Source organism: Streptomyces sp. NPDC017520 (assembly GCF_044329855.1).
Lineage (GTDB): Bacteria > Actinomycetota > Actinomycetes > Streptomycetales > Streptomycetaceae > Streptomyces.
Map to the genome: position 1 here is coordinate 1 of NZ_JBIRKB010000019.1, position 16,899 is coordinate 16,899.

Annotated in this window: 14 protein-coding genes; 9 read left to right on the plus strand and 5 right to left on the minus strand. The window is 71.7% G+C overall.

Going from position 1 to position 16,899, the window contains the following annotated elements; translation table 11 throughout:
* Positions 1-120: 120 nt before the first annotated feature.
* Complete coding sequence (locus tag ACH4KB_RS32060; protein WP_398069605.1) at positions 121-852, minus strand: FadR/GntR family transcriptional regulator; 732 nt, start codon at positions 850-852, stop codon at positions 121-123.
* A 164-nt stretch (positions 853-1,016) separates the two neighbouring features.
* Here ACH4KB_RS32060 and ACH4KB_RS32065 point away from each other — a divergent pair, with 164 nt between their 5' ends.
* From ACH4KB_RS32065 to ACH4KB_RS32105, 9 genes are all read left to right on the plus strand, one after another.
* Positions 1,017-2,612 (plus strand): ABC transporter substrate-binding protein, encoded by a 1,596-nt coding sequence (locus ACH4KB_RS32065; protein WP_398069607.1) that lies wholly within the window; start codon positions 1,017-1,019, stop codon positions 2,610-2,612.
* A gap of 151 nt (positions 2,613-2,763) precedes the next feature.
* Positions 2,764-3,714, plus strand: coding sequence for an ABC transporter permease (locus ACH4KB_RS32070; protein ID WP_398069609.1), 951 nt, complete (start codon positions 2,764-2,766; stop codon positions 3,712-3,714).
* A gap of 1 nt (position 3,715) precedes the next feature.
* Positions 3,716-5,689, plus strand: coding sequence for a dipeptide/oligopeptide/nickel ABC transporter permease/ATP-binding protein (locus ACH4KB_RS32075; RefSeq protein ID WP_398069611.1), 1,974 nt, complete (start codon positions 3,716-3,718; stop codon positions 5,687-5,689).
* A complete protein-coding gene (locus tag ACH4KB_RS32080; RefSeq protein ID WP_398069613.1) occupies positions 5,686-6,693 on the plus strand; it encodes an oligopeptide/dipeptide ABC transporter ATP-binding protein in 1,008 nt (335 codons plus the stop codon). The genes ACH4KB_RS32075 and ACH4KB_RS32080 overlap by 4 nt, the downstream gene beginning before the upstream one ends.
* Complete coding sequence (locus ACH4KB_RS32085; RefSeq protein WP_398069615.1) at positions 6,690-7,628, plus strand: dihydrodipicolinate synthase family protein; 939 nt, start codon at positions 6,690-6,692, stop codon at positions 7,626-7,628. The genes ACH4KB_RS32080 and ACH4KB_RS32085 overlap by 4 nt, the downstream gene beginning before the upstream one ends.
* 361 nt (positions 7,629-7,989) lie before the next feature.
* On the plus strand, positions 7,990-8,838 hold the full coding sequence (locus ACH4KB_RS32090) for an MIP/aquaporin family protein (protein ID WP_398069617.1): 849 nt from the start codon (positions 7,990-7,992) through the stop codon (positions 8,836-8,838).
* A 27-nt stretch (positions 8,839-8,865) separates the two neighbouring features.
* The gene (gene glpK / locus ACH4KB_RS32095; protein ID WP_398069619.1) at positions 8,866-10,383 is read left to right on the plus strand and encodes a glycerol kinase GlpK; all 1,518 of its coding nucleotides are present in this window, start codon (positions 8,866-8,868) and stop codon (positions 10,381-10,383) included.
* A 186-nt stretch (positions 10,384-10,569) separates the two neighbouring features.
* Entirely contained in the window at positions 10,570-11,097 is a 528-nt protein-coding gene (locus ACH4KB_RS32100; protein WP_398069621.1) for a GNAT family N-acetyltransferase, read from the plus strand.
* Between the two features lie 213 nt (positions 11,098-11,310).
* Entirely contained in the window at positions 11,311-12,369 is a 1,059-nt protein-coding gene (locus ACH4KB_RS32105; protein ID WP_398069623.1) for an NlpC/P60 family protein, read from the plus strand.
* 33 nt (positions 12,370-12,402) lie between these two features.
* Here ACH4KB_RS32105 and ACH4KB_RS32110 read toward each other — a convergent pair whose 3' ends face one another.
* The 4 genes from ACH4KB_RS32110 to ACH4KB_RS32125 form a co-directional block, all read right to left on the minus strand.
* A complete protein-coding gene (locus tag ACH4KB_RS32110) occupies positions 12,403-13,302 on the minus strand; it encodes a M56 family metallopeptidase (RefSeq protein WP_398069761.1) in 900 nt (299 codons plus the stop codon).
* A complete protein-coding gene (locus ACH4KB_RS32115) occupies positions 13,299-13,667 on the minus strand; it encodes a BlaI/MecI/CopY family transcriptional regulator (RefSeq protein WP_398069625.1) in 369 nt (122 codons plus the stop codon). The genes ACH4KB_RS32110 and ACH4KB_RS32115 overlap by 4 nt, the downstream gene beginning before the upstream one ends.
* A gap of 281 nt (positions 13,668-13,948) precedes the next feature.
* Positions 13,949-14,101, minus strand: a complete 153-nt coding sequence (locus tag ACH4KB_RS32120) for a hypothetical protein (RefSeq protein WP_398069627.1) — start codon at positions 14,099-14,101, stop codon at positions 13,949-13,951.
* A 308-nt stretch (positions 14,102-14,409) separates the two neighbouring features.
* On the minus strand, positions 14,410-16,656 hold the full coding sequence (locus ACH4KB_RS32125) for a PQQ-binding-like beta-propeller repeat protein (protein ID WP_398069629.1): 2,247 nt from the start codon (positions 16,654-16,656) through the stop codon (positions 14,410-14,412).
* Between the last annotated feature and the right edge of the window lie 243 nt (positions 16,657-16,899).

The window sequence follows — 16,899 nt, forward strand, 5'->3', positions numbered from 1 at the left end:
CAACACAGCCCACTCGGCATCCGAAAGCTCATGACGACGCACCATGACCAAGATGATCCCTCATCACCTGATCACCTTTGAAGACGATCTCTAGGCCCTGCGGGAGCGCGGCGGCCGCGATCAGCCCTCGCCCTCTCCGCACGCCCTGGCCTCGGCGATCCGGCGCCTGACCGGGGCGTAGTGCTCGCCGAGGGCCTTCAGGAACGCGGTGACGTCGCCCGCGCGGGCCGCGTCCACGATGTCCTGGTGGGCGGCGACGGTCTCGGCCTCGTCGGCGTGCGTGAAGCCCTTCAGATGCGGCGCGACAATCGTGTAGACGTCCCAGAAGGCCATCGACAGCTGACCGATCAGGTCGTTGCCGAGCGGCGCCACGAGCAGCGCGTGGAAGGCGCGGTCCGCCGCGACGAAGCCGTGCCCGTCACCCACACCGGTCTCGCGCATGGTCGCCACCAGGCCGTCCAGCCGGTCCAGCTCCCCTGCGTCCAGCGAGGAGATGATCCGGTCGGCCATGCCCCGCTCGAAGAGCTCGCGCACGTCGACGAGGTCGGCCATCACCTGGAAGTCGTCGTCGGGCGAGAGCAGCCCCCGGAAGGTGAGGCTCTCCACCAGCGCCGACAGGCTCAGCCGGCCGACGTACGTCCCGTGGCCGTGACGGACCTCGACGATGTCGAGGGCGGCGAGGATCTTGACGGCCTCCCGGACGCTGGAGCGGCTGGCGCCGAGCGCCTCGCACAGGGCCGGTTCCGTCGGCAACGGGTCCCCCGGGCGCAGCCGTTCGTCGAGGATGTACCGCTTGATGCCCTCGACGACCTCCTGCCGCAACAGGGTGCGACCGGGTCTCGCGCCGGACATAGGTGAACTCCCCACCTCTTGACCCCTCTCGATTGTCAAGCTACGTTCCCACGCTATCAAGGCATCAGACATCTGACGTCTGATGCTCACGCCGCTCAGGCGTCCCGATAGCCTTCGAAAATCCGTTCTCCACCCATTCCTCACCAACGTCCCTTGGAGGACCCGTGCCCGAGCTGAGGCCAGCCGGCGTCGAGCGCCGCACCTTCCTGCGTTACACCAGTGCCCTCGGCGCGGCAGCCGCCATCACGGCAGGCCTTTCGGCCTGCGGCGGGCCCTCCTCGACCGCCGGCGGAGCGGCCGGAAAGGGCGACGGCAACGGCACCATCGAGGCGGGGCTGTCGTACCCCCTCTCGACCGGATTCGACCCGATGATCACGTCGGGCGCCACCCCGTACGCCGCCAACATGCACATCTTCGAGGGTCTCGTGGATCTCGATCCCACAACACTCGTGGCGCGCCCCGCGCTCGCCACCGAGATGCCGAAGAAGATCAACGCCACGACCTACCGCGCCACCCTGCGCGACGGCGCGACCTTCCACGACGACTCACCGGTCACCGCCGAGGACGTCGTCTTCAGCTTCGAACGCATCCTGGACGAGAAGAACGCGTCGCTGATGGCGCAGTTCGTGCCGTTCATCGACACGGTCACGGCGGTCGACGCGAAGACGGTCGAGTTCAAGCTCCGTCACGCCTTCGCGCTCTTCCCCTCCCGGATAGCCGTGGCACGGATCGTGCCGAAGAAGGTCGTCGAGGCGGACGTCAAGGGCTTCGACGCCAAGCCCGTCGGCTCGGGGCCGTACCGGTTCGTCGAGGCGACCCGCGAGGACAAGATCGTCTTCGAGAAGTACGCGAAGTACAACGGCCCGCACCCGGCCAAGGCCCAGAAGATGGTCTGGCGCCTGATGTCGGACCAGTCGGCCCGCGTCAGCGCCATGGAGTCCGGTCGCGTCCAGGCGATCGAGGACGTCCCGTACATCGACGTCCAGCGGCTCTCCGCCACCACGAAGACCGAGTCCGTGCAGTCCTTCGGCCTCCTCTTCCTGATGTTCAACACGGCCGACAAGCGCTTCGCCGACAAGCGGGTGCGCCAGGCCCTGCACTACGCCCTGGACACCGAGAAGATCATCAAGACCGCGATGGTCGGCAACGCGACGGCCGCCACCGGCTACGTCCCCACCACGCACCCCGACTACCACAAGGCCGCCACCGCCTACCCCCACGACGTGGCGGAGGCGAAGAAGCTGCTGGCCGACGCGGGCGTGGGCAAGCTGAAGTTCACCGTGCTGACCACGGACACCGGCTGGGTCAAGGACATCGCCCCGCTGCTCAAGGAGAGCTGGGCGGCGGCCGGTGTCGAGGCCACCTTGAGCATCGCCCAGTCCGCCGCCCAGTACGCCAAAATCGACGGCGGGAACTTCGAGGTCATGGTGGCCCCGGGCGACCCCTCGGTCTTCGGCAACGACGTCGACCTCCTGATGCGCTGGTTCTACTACGGCTTCTGGCCGGAGAAGCGCTACGGCTGGTCCGGCTCCCCCGCGTACAAGAAGGTCAAGCAGCTCCTCGACAAGGCCGCCCAGGCCGCGGACGAGGCGACGCGCAAGCAGCTGTGGGGCGAGATCACCGACCTGGTCGCCGACGAGGCCGCGCTCTACCCGATCCTTCACCGCAAGCTGCCCACGGCCTGGAACGAGAAGGCCCTGCCCGGCTTCAAGCCGCTGCCCACCACGGGCCTGTCCTTCGTGGGCGTCGGCCGCGCCTGACGTCCGCCCGGTCCGGGCCGCCACCTTCTGGGCCCTGTAGCCACACTGCCGCCTGCCCCCGCAGAGCCGCCCTCCGGGCGACGGCGGCAGTGTGACGACAGGACCCGGGCGGCCCGGACCCGCCCTCCGCCCGATCGCAAGGAACCCGACGATGGTTGCTTTTCTCCGGCTCGCGCTGCGCCGCGTCGCGATGATGCCGGTGATGATTCTCGGCATCGCACTGCTGGTCTTCGTGGTGCTGCAGTTCTCGCCGGCCGACCCGGCCTACAACGCGCTCGGGGAGAGCGCCAGTCCCGAGGCCAGGGAGGCCTTCGCGGAGGCCAACGGGCTCAACGACCCGTTGCCGATCCGCTACGTCGACTTCCTCGGCCAACTGCTCCACTTCGACCTCGGGATGACCGTCCCGCCGAGCCAGCCCGTGATCGACCGGATCACCGCGGCGTTCCCGCTCACCCTCCAACTGACCTTCCTCGGGCTCCTCCTCGCGGTCACGCTCGCCGTGATCGGCGGTGTCCTGGGCGCGATGTACCGCGACCGATGGCCCGACCAGCTCTTCCGCGTGCTGTCCATGGCCGGGGTCGCCATCCCCTCGTTCTGGCTCGGCGTCCTGCTCATCCAGCAGTTCGCGCTGAACACCCGGATCTTCCCGACCGGCGGCTACACCAACCCCGCCGACTCCTTCAGCGGCTGGCTCACCACCATGGCCCTGCCCGCCGTGTCGCTCGCCGTACCGGTCGCGGCGTCGCTCGCCCGGCTCATACGCACCTCGATGGTCGCCGAACTCGACCGCGACTACGTACGCACCGCCCAGGGCAACGGCCTGCCGGTGTTCCTGGTGATCCGCTCGGTGCTGCGCAACGCGCTGGTCACCCCGCTCACCGTGCTCGGCGTCAAGGTCGGCTATCTGCTCAGCGGCGCCGTCGTCATCGAAGCGATCTTCGACCTGCCCGGCATGGGCAAACTCATCCTCGAAGGTGTCACCGGCGGCGACGTCGCCCTGGTCCAGGGCACCGTGCTGACCATCGCCATCGCCTTCCTGGTGGTCAACGTCATCGTCGACCTGCTCTACCTGCTGGTCAATCCGCGCATCAGGACGGTGTGACATGTTCGCCACGGGCCGTCTGGCCAAGAAGCTCTCCCGACCGGGCATCGCCTTCCGCGCCCTGCCGGTCACCTCCCGCGTCGCCCTCGGCGTTCTGGTCGTCGTCATCCTCGGCGCCGTGTTCGCCCCGCTCCTCACCCAGGACCCGCTGACCACCGGCACCCCCGTCCAGGCCCCGGGCGCCGACCACTGGTTCGGCACCGACCGGGCCGGCCGCGACGTCTTCGCCCGCGTGGTGCACGGATCGCGCTACTCGCTGGTCATCGGCCTCGGCGCGACCGCCGTCGCACTGATCGCCGGCGCTGTGCTCGGCTCGATCGCCGCCACCTCGCGCAAGCTCGGCGACGAGTCCGTCATGCGGACGCTCGACGTCGTGATGTCGTTCCCGCCGATCGCGCTCGCGGCCGTCCTGGTCGCCGTGTTCGGCACCAGCGTCCCGGTGATCATCTTCACCATCGCCTTCGTCTACACCCCCTCGCTCGCCCGCGTCGTCCGGGCCAACGTGCTGGCGCAGTACGGCGAGGACTACGTCGCGGCCGAGAAGGTCATCGGCGCCCGGCGCGGGTACATCGTGCTCCGCCACGTCGCCGTCAACTGCATGGCGCCGGTCATGGTGTTCGCCACCGTCATGGTCGCCGAGGCGATCATCTTCGAGGCCAGCCTCTCCTTCATCGGGGCCGGCGTCCAGGACCCCGACCCCAGCTGGGGCAGCGTCCTCGCCTACGGCCGGCAGATCCTCCTGGCCGGCGGCTGGTGGGCCACCTTCTTCCCGGGCCTGGCCCTCCTGGTCACCGTCCTGGCGCTCAACATCCTCTCCGAGGGGCTCACCGACGCCTCCGCCGCGCCGAGGAGCGCCCGCACCTCCCCCGCGCCCACCGCCACCACGGCGCCGGACCCGGTCGAGGCCGCCGCCACCGTCGACATCGACGCCGCCCTCGCCAAGCTCGCCCGGCACATCAACGCCACCGAGCCCACCATCACCCCGGTCCGCGCGGACGCCGAGGAGCTCCTCGTCGTCCGCGACCTGTCGATCCGCTTCCCCGACCGCTACGGCGGCATCCCCGTCGTCGACCGGCTGAACTTCTCCGTCCACGAGGGCGAGACCCTCGGCCTGGTCGGGGAGTCCGGCTGCGGCAAGTCCATCACCAGCCTCGCCGTCATGGGCCTCCTCGCCCGCAACGCCGAGGTCAGCGGCGAGATCCTCTACCGGGGCCGGGACCTGCTGAAGCTCCCGCCGAAGGAGCGCCGCGCCCTGATGGGCCCCGAGATCGCGATGGTCTACCAGGACGCGCTCTCCTCCCTCAACCCCTCCGTGCTCGTCGGCACCCAGCTGAGGCAGCTGACCTCGCGCGGCGGTACGAAAACCCCCGCCGAGCTCCTCGAACTCGTCGGCCTCTCCCCCGAACGCACCCTGCGCAGCTATCCGCACGAACTCTCCGGAGGACAGCGCCAGCGGGTCCTCATCGCCATGGCCCTCTCCCGCAGCCCGCGCCTGCTGATCGCCGACGAGCCGACCACCGCCCTCGACGTCACCGTCCAGGCCCAGGTCGTCGAACTCCTCATCCGGCTCCGCGACGAGCTCGGCTTCGCCATGGTGCTGGTCTCCCACGACCTCGCCCTGGTCGGCGACCTCTCCCACCGGGTCGCCGTGATGTACGCGGGCCGGCTCGCCGAGGTCGGCGACACCCGGTCCGTCCTCACCGGACCCGCCCACCACTACAGCCGCGGCCTCCTCGGCTCCGTCGTCTCCCTGGAGGCCGGCGCGGACCGGCTCCACCAGATCCGGGGCGTCGTGCCCGCGCCCCAGGGCTTCGGCGCGGGGTGCCGCTTCGCCGGGCGCTGCGGGGCCGCCACCGATCTCTGCCGCACCACGACACCCGCGCTCACCCCGCGCGGCACCACGGACGACCACGGCTTCGCCTGCCACCACCCGGCCAGGACGACCGCCGAGGAACTGGAAGGGAGCGCCCTGTGATCAGGCTCGACGGCGTCCACGTACGCCACAAGGCACGCAGCGGCGGGATCTTCTCCCGCGATGCCGTCCACGCGCTCACCGACGCCACGCTGAAGGTCGAACGCGGCGAGATCGTGGGCCTGGTCGGGGAGTCCGGCTGCGGAAAGTCCACGCTCGCCCGCGTGCTGACCGGACTCCAGAAGCCCACCGAGGGCGAGGTCCTCTTCCACGGGCGCGACCTGTGGCAGATGTCGGGCGCCGAGCGGCGCGACGACTTCGGGTCGGCTGTCGGCGTCGTCTTCCAGGACCCCGCGACCGCCCTCAACCCCCGCCTCACGGTCCGGCAGATCCTCCGCGACCCGCTGGACGTGCACCGGCGCGGTACGCGGGAGGCGCGCGAGACCCGGGTGGAGAAGCTGCTCGACCTGGTCGGGCTGCCCGGCCACACCCTCGCCGCCCTGCCCGGGCAGCTCTCCGGGGGCCAGCGCCAGCGCGTCGCCATCGCCCGCGCCCTGGCCCTCGAACCGGAGCTGATCGTCGCCGACGAACCGACGTCCGCGCTCGACGTCTCCGTACGCGCCCAGGTGCTCAACCTCCTGGTCGACCTGCGTGAACGCCTCGGCCTGGGCATGGTGTTCATCAGTCACGACATCCAGACCGTGCGCTATCTCGCCGACCGCATCGCCGTCCTCTACCTCGGCCGCATCGTCGAGGAGGGCCGGGCCGCCGACGTGGCGGGCTCCCCCGGGCACCCGTACACCGAAGCACTGCTCTCCGCCACGCCCAGCCTGCTGGAGGCGACGGAACGCATCGTGCTGACGGGCCCGGTGCCCTCCGCCACCAACCCGCCGACCGGCTGCCCGTTCCGCACCCGCTGCTGGAAGGCCGACGACGCGTGCGCCGAGGTCTTCCCGGTAGCGACGTTCGGCCCGGCCGAACACCGCTGGCACTGCGTCCACCCCCAGAACTCCGTGTCCCCCTCGGGGACCCGGACCTCCGTACCGCCCGCAAGGAGCACCGCATGACCGCCCCCTCCCCCGTGTACTCCGGGGTCATCCCGCCCGTGGTGACCCCGCTCACCGCCGACGGCGAGCTCGACCGCGCCTCTTTGGAACGGGTCGTCGGCCATCTCCTCGACGGCGGGGTCAACGGTCTCTTCGCACTCGGCAGTTCGGGCGAGACGGCCTATCTGACGCCCGGCCGGCAGGATGAGGTCATCGAGGTGATCACCGCGACGGCCGCCGGCCAGGTCCCGGTCCTCGTCGGGGCCATCGAGACCACCACCGACCGGGCCGCCGAGCGGGCCCGCGCCGCGGCCGCCCTGGGCGCCGACGCGGTCGTGGCCACCGCGCCCTTCTACACCCGCACCCATGTCACCGAGATCGACCGCCACTTCCGGGAGCTCGCGGCGGCCGTGGACCTGCCGCTCCTGGCGTACGACGTGCCGGTCTGCGTGCACAGCAAGCTGGACCCGGAACTCCTGCTGCCGCTCGCGGCGGACGGGGTACTCGCCGGGGTGAAGGACTCCAGCGGGGATGACGGCTCGTTCCGGCGCCTCGTCATCGGGGCCCGTGACCTTCCGGGGTTCTCCGTGCTCACGGGCCACGAGCTGGTGGTCGACGCGATGATGCTGAGCGGCGCCGACGGTTCCGTACCCGGCCTGGGCAACGTGGACCCGCACGGCTACGTGCGGCTGCACGAGGCGGCGGTGAAGGGCGACTGGGACACCGCCAGGGCCGAACAGGACCGGCTCGTCGGCCTGTTCGACATCGTCCGCGCGGCCCGCCCCGGCACGGCTTCGGCGACGGCCGCAGGGCTGGGCGCCTTCAAGACGGCCCTGATGCTGCGGGGCGTCATCGACACCAATGTGATGAGCGCGCCGATGCGCCGCCTGGACGAGGCGGAGACGGCGTCGATCGCGGCCTGCCTGGAGCTGGCGGGGCTCTCCCTGGCCCGGTAGTACGAGAGTGCGCCCAGGTGCGGGCGGCGGCCAACCCCTCGGCCCGGGGCGCTTCCGCCCGCACCGCTCCCCTCGGGGGCCCGGCCGACGAGACGGGCGTCCCGACCGTCCCGCACTTCAGCCCTTCCCACCCGATCGGGTGAGCGTCACCGCCCTCCGCCCCCGCCGGATGCACCCCGCCCGGAGCGGTCCGCCGACCGCTCGACGCCCTGCTCCCTCGGCCCCGCACATCGCAATGGGCCCCGCCACCCCACCCAGGCACCCCGAGCATCCCGATATGCCTGATATCGCACTTCGTCTTAGCCTGCTGACACTGCTCGGATAGTCGACAGCCGGCGCCGTCGGCGGAGGGCGAGCTCCCATGGCTGAACCACGTAGGAAGTCCGGACTGCTCGGCGAGTTGTCCGCCGAGTTCGCGGGGACGATGATCCTCATCCTCTTCGGCTGCGGGGTGGTCGCCCAGGTGGCGGCGGGCGGAGCCCTCACGGATCCGGCCGGCGGGCTCGGGGACCATGACAGCATCGCCTGGGCGTGGGGGCTGGGCGTCACGCTCGGCGTCTATGTGGCGGCGCGGCTCAGCGGGGCCCATCTCAATCCCGCGGTGACGCTCTCCCTGGCCGCGTTCAAGGGGTTCCCATGGAGCAAGGTGGCTCCGTACGCGCTGGCGCAGACCGCCGGTGCGTTCGTCGCCGCGCTCCTCGTCCGGTGGAACTACAGCGAGGCGCTGGCGAAGGCCGACCCCGGGCACACCATCAAGACGCAGTCCGTGTTCTCCACCCTGCCGGCCAACGGCAACCCGGCGCTGCCGGTCCACGAGTGGGGAGCGTTCCGCGACCAGGTCATCGGCACCGCGATCCTGTTGCTCCTGATCATGGCCATCACGGACCTGCTGAACACTCCGCCCGGCTCGAACATGGGCCCGTTCATCATCGGCCTGGTCGTGGTCGCGATCGGTATGGCCTGGGGAACCAACGCGGGGTACGCGATCAACCCGGCCCGTGACTTCGGCCCCCGGCTGGCGAGCTTCCTCACCGGCTACGGGGGCGCGTGGCGGGACCAGTACGGGAATCTCTACTTCTGGGTGCCCATCATCGGCCCGCTGGTCGGCGGCCTGCTCGGCGCGGGTCTCTACAAGGCCCTCGTCGGACGCTTTCTGCCGTCCGCCGAACCCGAACCGCCGGGCCGCGTCCCGGCGCCTTCCAAGGACTGACGACACCGGCCGGAGAGGCGACACATCATGGCGGACTTCATCGGCGCGGTGGACCAGGGGACCACCAGCACCCGGTTCATGATCTTCGATCACGGCGGCAACGAGGTCGCCAAGCACCAGCTGGAGCATGAGCAGATCCTGCCCCGCTCCGGCTGGGTGGAGCACGACCCGGTGGAGATCTGGGAGCGCACCAACTCGGTGATCCAGAACGCCCTGCGGCACGGCGGTCTCTCGCCGACGGACCTGAAGGCCATCGGGATCACCAACCAGCGCGAGACCACGGTGGTCTGGGACCCGCGCAACGGGCGGCCCTACTACAACGCCATCGTGTGGCAGGACACCCGTACCGACGCCATCGCGGCGAACCTCGAACGCTCGGGGCAGGGAGAGGTCATCCGCCGCAAGGCCGGGCTGCCACCGGCGACGTACTTCTCCGGCGGCAAGATCCAGTGGATCCTGGAGAACGTCGACGGTGTACGGGAAGCGGCCGAGGCCGGTCACGCGATCTTCGGCAACACGGACGCCTGGGTCCTGTGGAACCTGACCGGCGGCCCGAACGGCGGTATCCACGCCACCGATGTGACCAACGCGAGCCGCACCATGCTGATGGACCTGGAGACCCTCGACTGGGACGAGGAACTCCTGGGCTTCTTCGGCATCCCCCGGGCGATGCTCCCGAAGATCAACCCCTCGTCGCATCCGGAGGCCTACGGCTCCACCCGCACCTCCCGGCCGCTGAGCGCCGCCATTCCCGTCGGGGGCGTCCTCGGTGACCAGCAGGCGGCCACCGTCGGCCAGGTCTGCTTCGCCCCGGGCGAGGCCAAGAACACCTACGGGACCGGCAACTTCCTGCTGCTCAACACCGGCACCGAGCTGGTCCGCTCGGAGCACGGGCTCCTCACCACGGTGGCCTACCAGTTCGGCGACAGTCCGGCGGTCTACGCGCTGGAGGGCTCCATCGCCGTCACCGGCTCCGCGGTGCAGTGGCTGCGCGACCAGATGAAGATCATCAAGTCCGCGCCCGAGAGCGAGGAGCTGGCCCGGAGCGTCGAGGACAACGGCGGCATGTACTTCGTGCCCGCGTTCTCCGGTCTGTTCGCGCCGTACTGGCGGTCCGACGCACGCGGCGCGATCGTCGGCCTGGCCAGGTACAACGACGGCGCCCACCTGGCACGGGCCACGCTGGAAGCCATCTGCTACCAGAGCCGCGACGTGGTCGAGGCCATGGAGCAGGACTCCGGGGTCCATCTCGACGTGCTCAAGGTCGACGGCGGGGTCACCGCCAACGACCTCTGCATGCAGATCCAGTCCGACGTCCTCGGCGTTCCGGTCAGCCGCCCCGTCGTCGCCGAGACGACCGCTCTCGGCGCGGCCTACGCGGCCGGGCTCGCCACCGGCTTCTGGCAGAACACCGACGAGCTGCGCACCCAGTGGCACGAGTCGAAGCGCTGGTCGCCCCAGTGGTCCGAGAAGCAGCGTACGGAGGGCTACGCGGGCTGGAAGAGGGCGGTGGAGCGCACCCTCGACTGGGTGAAGGTCCCCTGACCGCCACCGGCCCCCTGCCGCCGGTCCCCGCCATCGGGTCCCCGCCACCGGTCCCCTGCCGCCGGTCCCCGCCATCGGGTCCCCGCCGCCGCCCCCTGCCGCCGGTCCCCGCCTCGGGGTGGCGGCCCGGGCGCCCTCGCATAGGTTGGCCGTCCCAGCCGACGCACCGCGACGAGGACCGCCCCCATGCGCAGCAGTACCAGGATCCGCCTGATAGAGCCCACCGACGCCGCCCCGATCGCCGCCCACCGGGTGCGGGACGCCGAGGCCTTCCGGCCGTGGGAACCGGCCCAGCCGGCCGACTACTTCACCCCGGAGGGTCAGGCGGAGCGGATCGAGGGCCTGCTCGCCGGATACCGGGCCGGCACCGTCTGGCCGGGCGTGGTGCTCGCCGACGACCAGGTGGTCGGGCAGGTCACCGTGGGCGGCATCCTGCCGCAGCCGCATCTGCGCCGCGGCTCCGTCGGCTACTGGATCGCCTCCGTCGCCCAGAATCAGGGGCATGCCGGGAGCGCCGTCGGGCTCGCGCTCCGGGTGATGACGGACGAACTCGGCCTGCACCGCGCCGAGGCGTCCACCAACCTGGAGAACCTGCCGTCGCAGCGGGTGCTGCGTCGCAACGGGTTCACCCCGTACGGCGTCGCGCACTCGGCGATCTTTCTCGACGGGAGCTGGCGGGACGGGCTGCTGTGGGAGCGGATCCTCGGCGACTGAGCAGGTCACGAGGGCTCGGGCGGAGCGGAACGATCCCCCGGCCGCGCTTGGATGTGAGTCACTAAGTTGATTAGTATGCGTGGCTCGGCCTCCGAACAGCCGGTCGCCCGCCCGGGCCACCGGTGGAGGTGTCGCTGAAACCGCTCTCCCCCAGCGGTACTTGACGGCCCATGGACCGTCGGACAGCGGCCGAGGAAGAAGGAGCCCGCCTCAGTGGCGTCCCACCGTCGTCCCAAGCAGCCCCGTCACGGATACACGTCCGTGCTCACCGCGACCGCGGCGGTGACGGTCGTCCTGTCGGCGCAGTCGGCCTCCGCCGATCCCCTGCCGGACCCGAACAAGAAGGGTGTGCAGGCGCAGGTCGACCGGCTGTACGAGCAGGCCACCCAGGCCACCGAGAAGTACAACGGGGCCAAGGAATCGGCCGGGAAGCTGCAGAAGGAGGCGGACAGCCTCCAGGAGGAGGTCGTCCGCAAGCAGGCGGCGCTCAACGAGCTGCGGCAGCAGCTCGGTTCGGCGGCCACAGCCCAGTATCGCAGCGGTGGCCTCGACCCTTCCCTCCAGCTGCTGCTCTCGGCCGACCCCGACGCCTACCTGGACCAGGCGTCGGGCCTCGACCGGCTCAGCGCCCGGCAGTCGGACACGCTCCAGCGGTTCCTCTCGCAGCAGCGTGCTCTGCAACAGCAGCGCGCTCAGGCCGCGAAGAAGCTCGGCAGTCTCCAGGAGACGCGCAAGGAGCTGGGCAGCAAGAAGAAGGAGATCCAGGGCAAGCTGGCAGAGGCGCAGCGGCTCCTCAACACCCTCACGGCCGAGGAGCGGGCCGAGCGGGTCGCCAAGGAGGAGCGGGCCAACCGGGCGAGCGAGCGGACCGAACTGGCGGCTGAGCAGGGCGGGTTGGGCAACGAGGCCAGCGCGTCCGGTCGTACGGCCGCGGCGTTCGCCGCGGCGAAGAGCAGGGTCGGCATGCCATACGTATGGGGCGCCACCGGTCCTGGGTCCTTCGACTGCTCCGGCCTGACCTCCTGGGCGTTCCAGCAGGCCGACGTCTCGCTGCCCCGCACGTCGCAGGCCCAGGCCAACGCCGGCACCCGGATCAATTCGATCGGTGCGCTCAAGCCCGGCGACCTCGTCATCATGCGCACCGACCTGAGCCATGTGGGCTTCTACGCCGGGAACGGGCAGATACTCCACGCGCCGAAGCCCGGCGCCCAGGTGCGGTACGAGTCGATGGCCCGCAGCGGGATGCCGTTCATGTGGGGCGTACGGATCTGAGGCCGCCGGCCGGTCCGCGGCGGCCGGCGGAGGTCACCCGAGTCCGGCGTGGCAGGTCAGTAGTACGGGGAGGACGGGCGTGATCAGAGCGCCCGTGCCGACCGCGCAGCGCAGGGCGGGATGCGCGCGGTGCGCCGGGGCCAGCACGCGCCGGAGGCGGACCAGCACCGTCCGGCCGCCCGCCGCCAGGGCGCCGTTCGGCGCCTCACCGGCCGCCAGGGTGAACATGGCGGCGGCCAGCGCGCCGCGCGGGCAGCGGCGCAGGGCGTGGTCGTCGGCGGCCATCTCCAGCAGCAGCGGTATCTGCTGCTGGAGATGGCGGGCGAGCGGCACGCCGGGGAAGACGCGGGTGAAGGCGTGGGCGGCTGCGAGGACGAGGTGGTGGCGGCCGCGGATGTGGGCCCGCTCGTGTTCGACGACGGCGTCGAGTTCGCCGCCGGACAGGAGGGTGACGGCCCCGCTGCTGAGGACGATCCTCGGGTGGCGGCCGGGCAGGCAGTAGGCGGCCGCCTCGGCGTGCTCCACCACGGTGGCCCGCGAACAGGCCGAACGGCGGCCGACCTTGTCCAGGATCTCGCGATGCCGGGCGCGGGCCGCGTACGCCCGCCCGGTGTGGTCGGCGAAGCCGGCGAGGTGGGCGGCGACCAGGACGGCGACCGCGGCGAGCCCCAGGCCCGGCAGGAGGCCGCCGCCGGACGGGCCGAGGCCCAGGGCCGAGCGGCAGGAGTAGAGGATGCCGTGCAGGTGGGCGTCCGGGGTGGTGAGGTGCAGGGCGGCCAGCGCGACGCAGACGGAGAAGGAGGCCGCCAGCGCGAACCACACGGCGACCGCCAGCAGCGGAGACCGCTGGGGCCAGCTGCTGCGGAGCAGTGCGCGCGGGGCCAGGACGCCGACGGCCGCGGCGTAACCGAGGAAGAAGGGGGCGGCGTTCAGAGCTCGCCGCCGCGGCCCGTCGCGCGCAGCGCCTCGCGGAGCGCGGCGACTTCCTCCTCCGTCATCCGCTCCACGAAGTGCACGAGCGCCGCCGAGCGGTCCCGGCTCGTTCCCAGGGCGTCCTCCATCAGGGCGGCGGAGTAGGCCTCGCGACTGCGGACCGGCGTGTAGAGCCACGCCTGCCCCTGCTTCCGCCGGGTCAGCCAGCCCTTGTTGTAGAGGATGGTGGCCACGGTCATCACCGTCGTGTAGGCGGCCGGGCGGCGGAGGTTGATGTCGTCGACCACCTCACGGACCGTCGCCGGCCTGTCCCACTTCCACAGGCAGTCCATGATTTCGGCTTCGAGCTCTCCGAGCGGTCGCATTCCCCGTCCTCTGATTCCATGCGCCTCCGCGCGCCCGGGAAGCATAGTGGGTTCACGCTCCGCCCACCTCCGACGGCCGCGACGGACCGCGGCGGCCGACAGTCGCGCCCGGCACCGCGGAGCCAGTTCTCGTTCCTCGCGGGTGACGTGTTCGGCAAGGCCGACGTCGTCTACGACAAGCACCTGGCCGCCTACGACAAGCGGATCGGCGAGGTGAAGAAGGCGATCAAGCCGCCGGCCGGCCCCGTGTCCTTCCTCGCCCTCACCTGCGACGGCACCGCCTACGGTCTGGTGGAGAGCGTGGGCCTGCCCTCCGAGCTGAAGAAGGTCGGCATCGAGCCGGCGCCGGTCTTCGCGGAGGGCGGTTCCAAGGTGTACGGGCAGGGCGGCGACATGTTCGAGTTGTCGACCGAGAAGGTGGGCCAGGCGATCACCCAGCCGTCCGTGTTCGTAAGAGGCTCCGACGGCGACACCACGGACGGACGTCAGGGCGGCGCTCCCCGCCCAGTTGCCGCACGGCATCGGGTGGACGCCCGCCGAACACCGGCTGACCCGCGACTACAGCCCCGGCGGGTGGACATCGGGCGGGAGAGCTCCACCTCGACTTCGTGGTGCACGGGGAAGGCCCTCCTCGTCGGGGACGAGACGGCGCTGCCCGCGATCGGCAGCTTCCTCGGCGAACGTCCCGTCGACGCCCCCGCGCACATCCTGGTCACCGAGGGCGGGCGGGAAGCCCCCGGGGTCAGCCCGGCCTCGGCGGTCTCTGCCCGTCGAAGGCGAAGAGGGTGTTCGTGGCCGCGGCCACGAACACCGCGCGCCCCGCGACGGTCACGCGGGAGCTCGCGTCCTGCTCGCCCGTCAGACCGTCGACCCGGGGGTCGGTGGCCCACAGCGGTCTGCCGTCCTTCGGCGACAACGCGACGACCCGGCCGGTGGCCGAGCTGAAATACAGCGCGCCGGCTCCCGCCGCGGGGCCCGAAGCGCCCTCCACGCCCGTCTGACGCGACCACTTTCTACGCCCGGTCGCGGAGTCGAGTGCCGTGACGAGACCGGCCTGCCCGCTCACGTAGACCGTGCCGTCCGCCATGCCGGACGTGCCCTCGTACACCCTGTCGAACCGTGCGTACCTGACCTTCCGCGTGGCCGGGTCGAACCGCGCCACTCCGTCGTACCCCGCCGACGCCGTTCCCTCGTAGTGCTTCGAGAGGAGGACGAGCCCGCCTCGGGCGGCGCCCACCGGCACGACGGGGCCGTCGACCGTGACGGGCCTGCCCAGAGTCCCGGAGGGGAGGGCCAGCACACGCAGGGTGGGCCGGCGCACCTGGAGGTCGTCCACCTCCGTGTCGGCCGCGCACATCGCGAGGAGCCGCGGCCGGAGCGGGACGGGGGCGCACTGGGTGCCGGCGGGGAACGGTGTCGTCCAGAGGACGTCACCGCTGTGGGCGTCCCGGGCCTCGAAGCGGGAGTTGGAGGCGTCGACCGTCACCACGGCGGCGCCGACCACGACGGCGTCCATGGTCCGGCCCGTGACAGCCGTCGACTGGGCGCCGGACGGTGCGGACCACAGCTCCCGGCCGCTGTCGGCGTCGAGGGCCACCACCTCGCTACGAGGGCCCTCGGGGTCGTCCTGGGCGGCGAAGCGGTAGCCGAGCACCGTGTCGTCGGTGGCGCCCACCAGATGCATGCCCTGGACGGGGACGCCCGGACTCTTCGCCGTCCACACCCGGGACCCGTCGTGGGCCCTGATACGGGTCGCGACGACGCCGCCGCCCCCGCAGAACAACGCGTCGCCCCGCGCGACGCACCGCAGTTCGTCGGGGATGTCCTCGCGCCCGCCCGGCACGGTGGCGCGCCACGGCGCGAAGCCGTCCGGAAGCGCGCCCGCCGGTACCGCGGTGCTCTGCCCCGTGCCCGCGCCACCAGGGCTCGTGCCGCCTCCGCTCCCGGCGAAGCCGCCCGTCGTCAGCGCGGCGACTCCGCCGCCGATCGCCGCCACCGCGACCGCCGCCGCGAGCACGGGCCGCCAACGGCGGCGCAGACGGCCGCCGACCGGGGCGCCGGCGCTTCCGGTGCCAGGGTCCGGGGCGCTCCGCGCCGGGGTGCCCCCCGTCGCGAGGTGAGCTTGCGTGTTCATGTCGCGGGTGCGGCCCGCACCCGGACCGCCGGTCCTGGCCCCGCCGAGTTCGGCGGGCAGGTCCCGCAGCAGCACGAGGAGCTCGTCCGCCGAGGGGCGCCCCTCGGGCTCCTTGCCCAGGCACGGTTCGACGACCGCCCGCAGAGCCTCCGGAACGGCGTCCAACGACGGTTCCTCGTGCACGACCTGATAGGCCGTCATGTAGGGGCTGTCCGCGTCGAAGGGCCCATGTCCCGTCGCCGCGTACACCAGGAGTGTCCCCAGGGAGAAGACGTCGGACCGCGGGCCCACACCACGCGGCGCCTGCAACTGCTCGGGCGACATGAAGGGCGGCGTACCGATGACCCGCCCGGTCATCGTCAGCGTCTGCTGGTCCACCGCGCGCGAGATGCCGAAGTCGATGACGCGCGGCCCCTCGGGCGAGAGCACGACGTTGGATGGTTTCAGATCGCGGTGGACGACTCCCACCCGATGGATGTCGCGCAGTGCCTCCGCCAGCCCGATGGCGAGCCGCCTCAGCTCCGCGCCGTCCAGCGGGCCCCCCTCGGCGATGCGCTGCGTGAGCGTGGGCCCCTCGATGTAGGTCGTCGCCATCCACGGCTGCTCGGCCTCGGGGGCGGCGTCGACCACGGCGGCGGTGAACGCGCCGCTCACCCGTCGCGCGGCCGCCACCTCCTGCCGAAACCGGATGCGGAACTCGTCGTCCCCCGCGAACTGCTGGTGGATCAGCTTGATCGCGACCGGCCGCCCCGAGCTCGTACGGGACAGGAAGACCGTGCCCATGCCACCCGAACCGAGCCGCGCCTCCAGCGGATAACCGCCGATCTCGACCGGATCACCTCCGCGCAGCGACACTCTTCCCGACCTCCCGTCCCCCGTGCGTTCTCTGCCACCACGGGCCCGTTCACCTGTGCTGCGTCCAAACTAGTCGCAGGCCGGTACGGCAGAGCAAAGCGGGTGACGCTCGGGAAAGGACATTCCAGCCCCGCCCGGAACCTTCGGGCAACTCGATGGCGATATCCGATCGCCCGGCTTTCACCTGAGGACCCGCAATCTGTCAGCACGGCCCGCTGAGGCGTTCCGCCCTGCTTCGTCGAG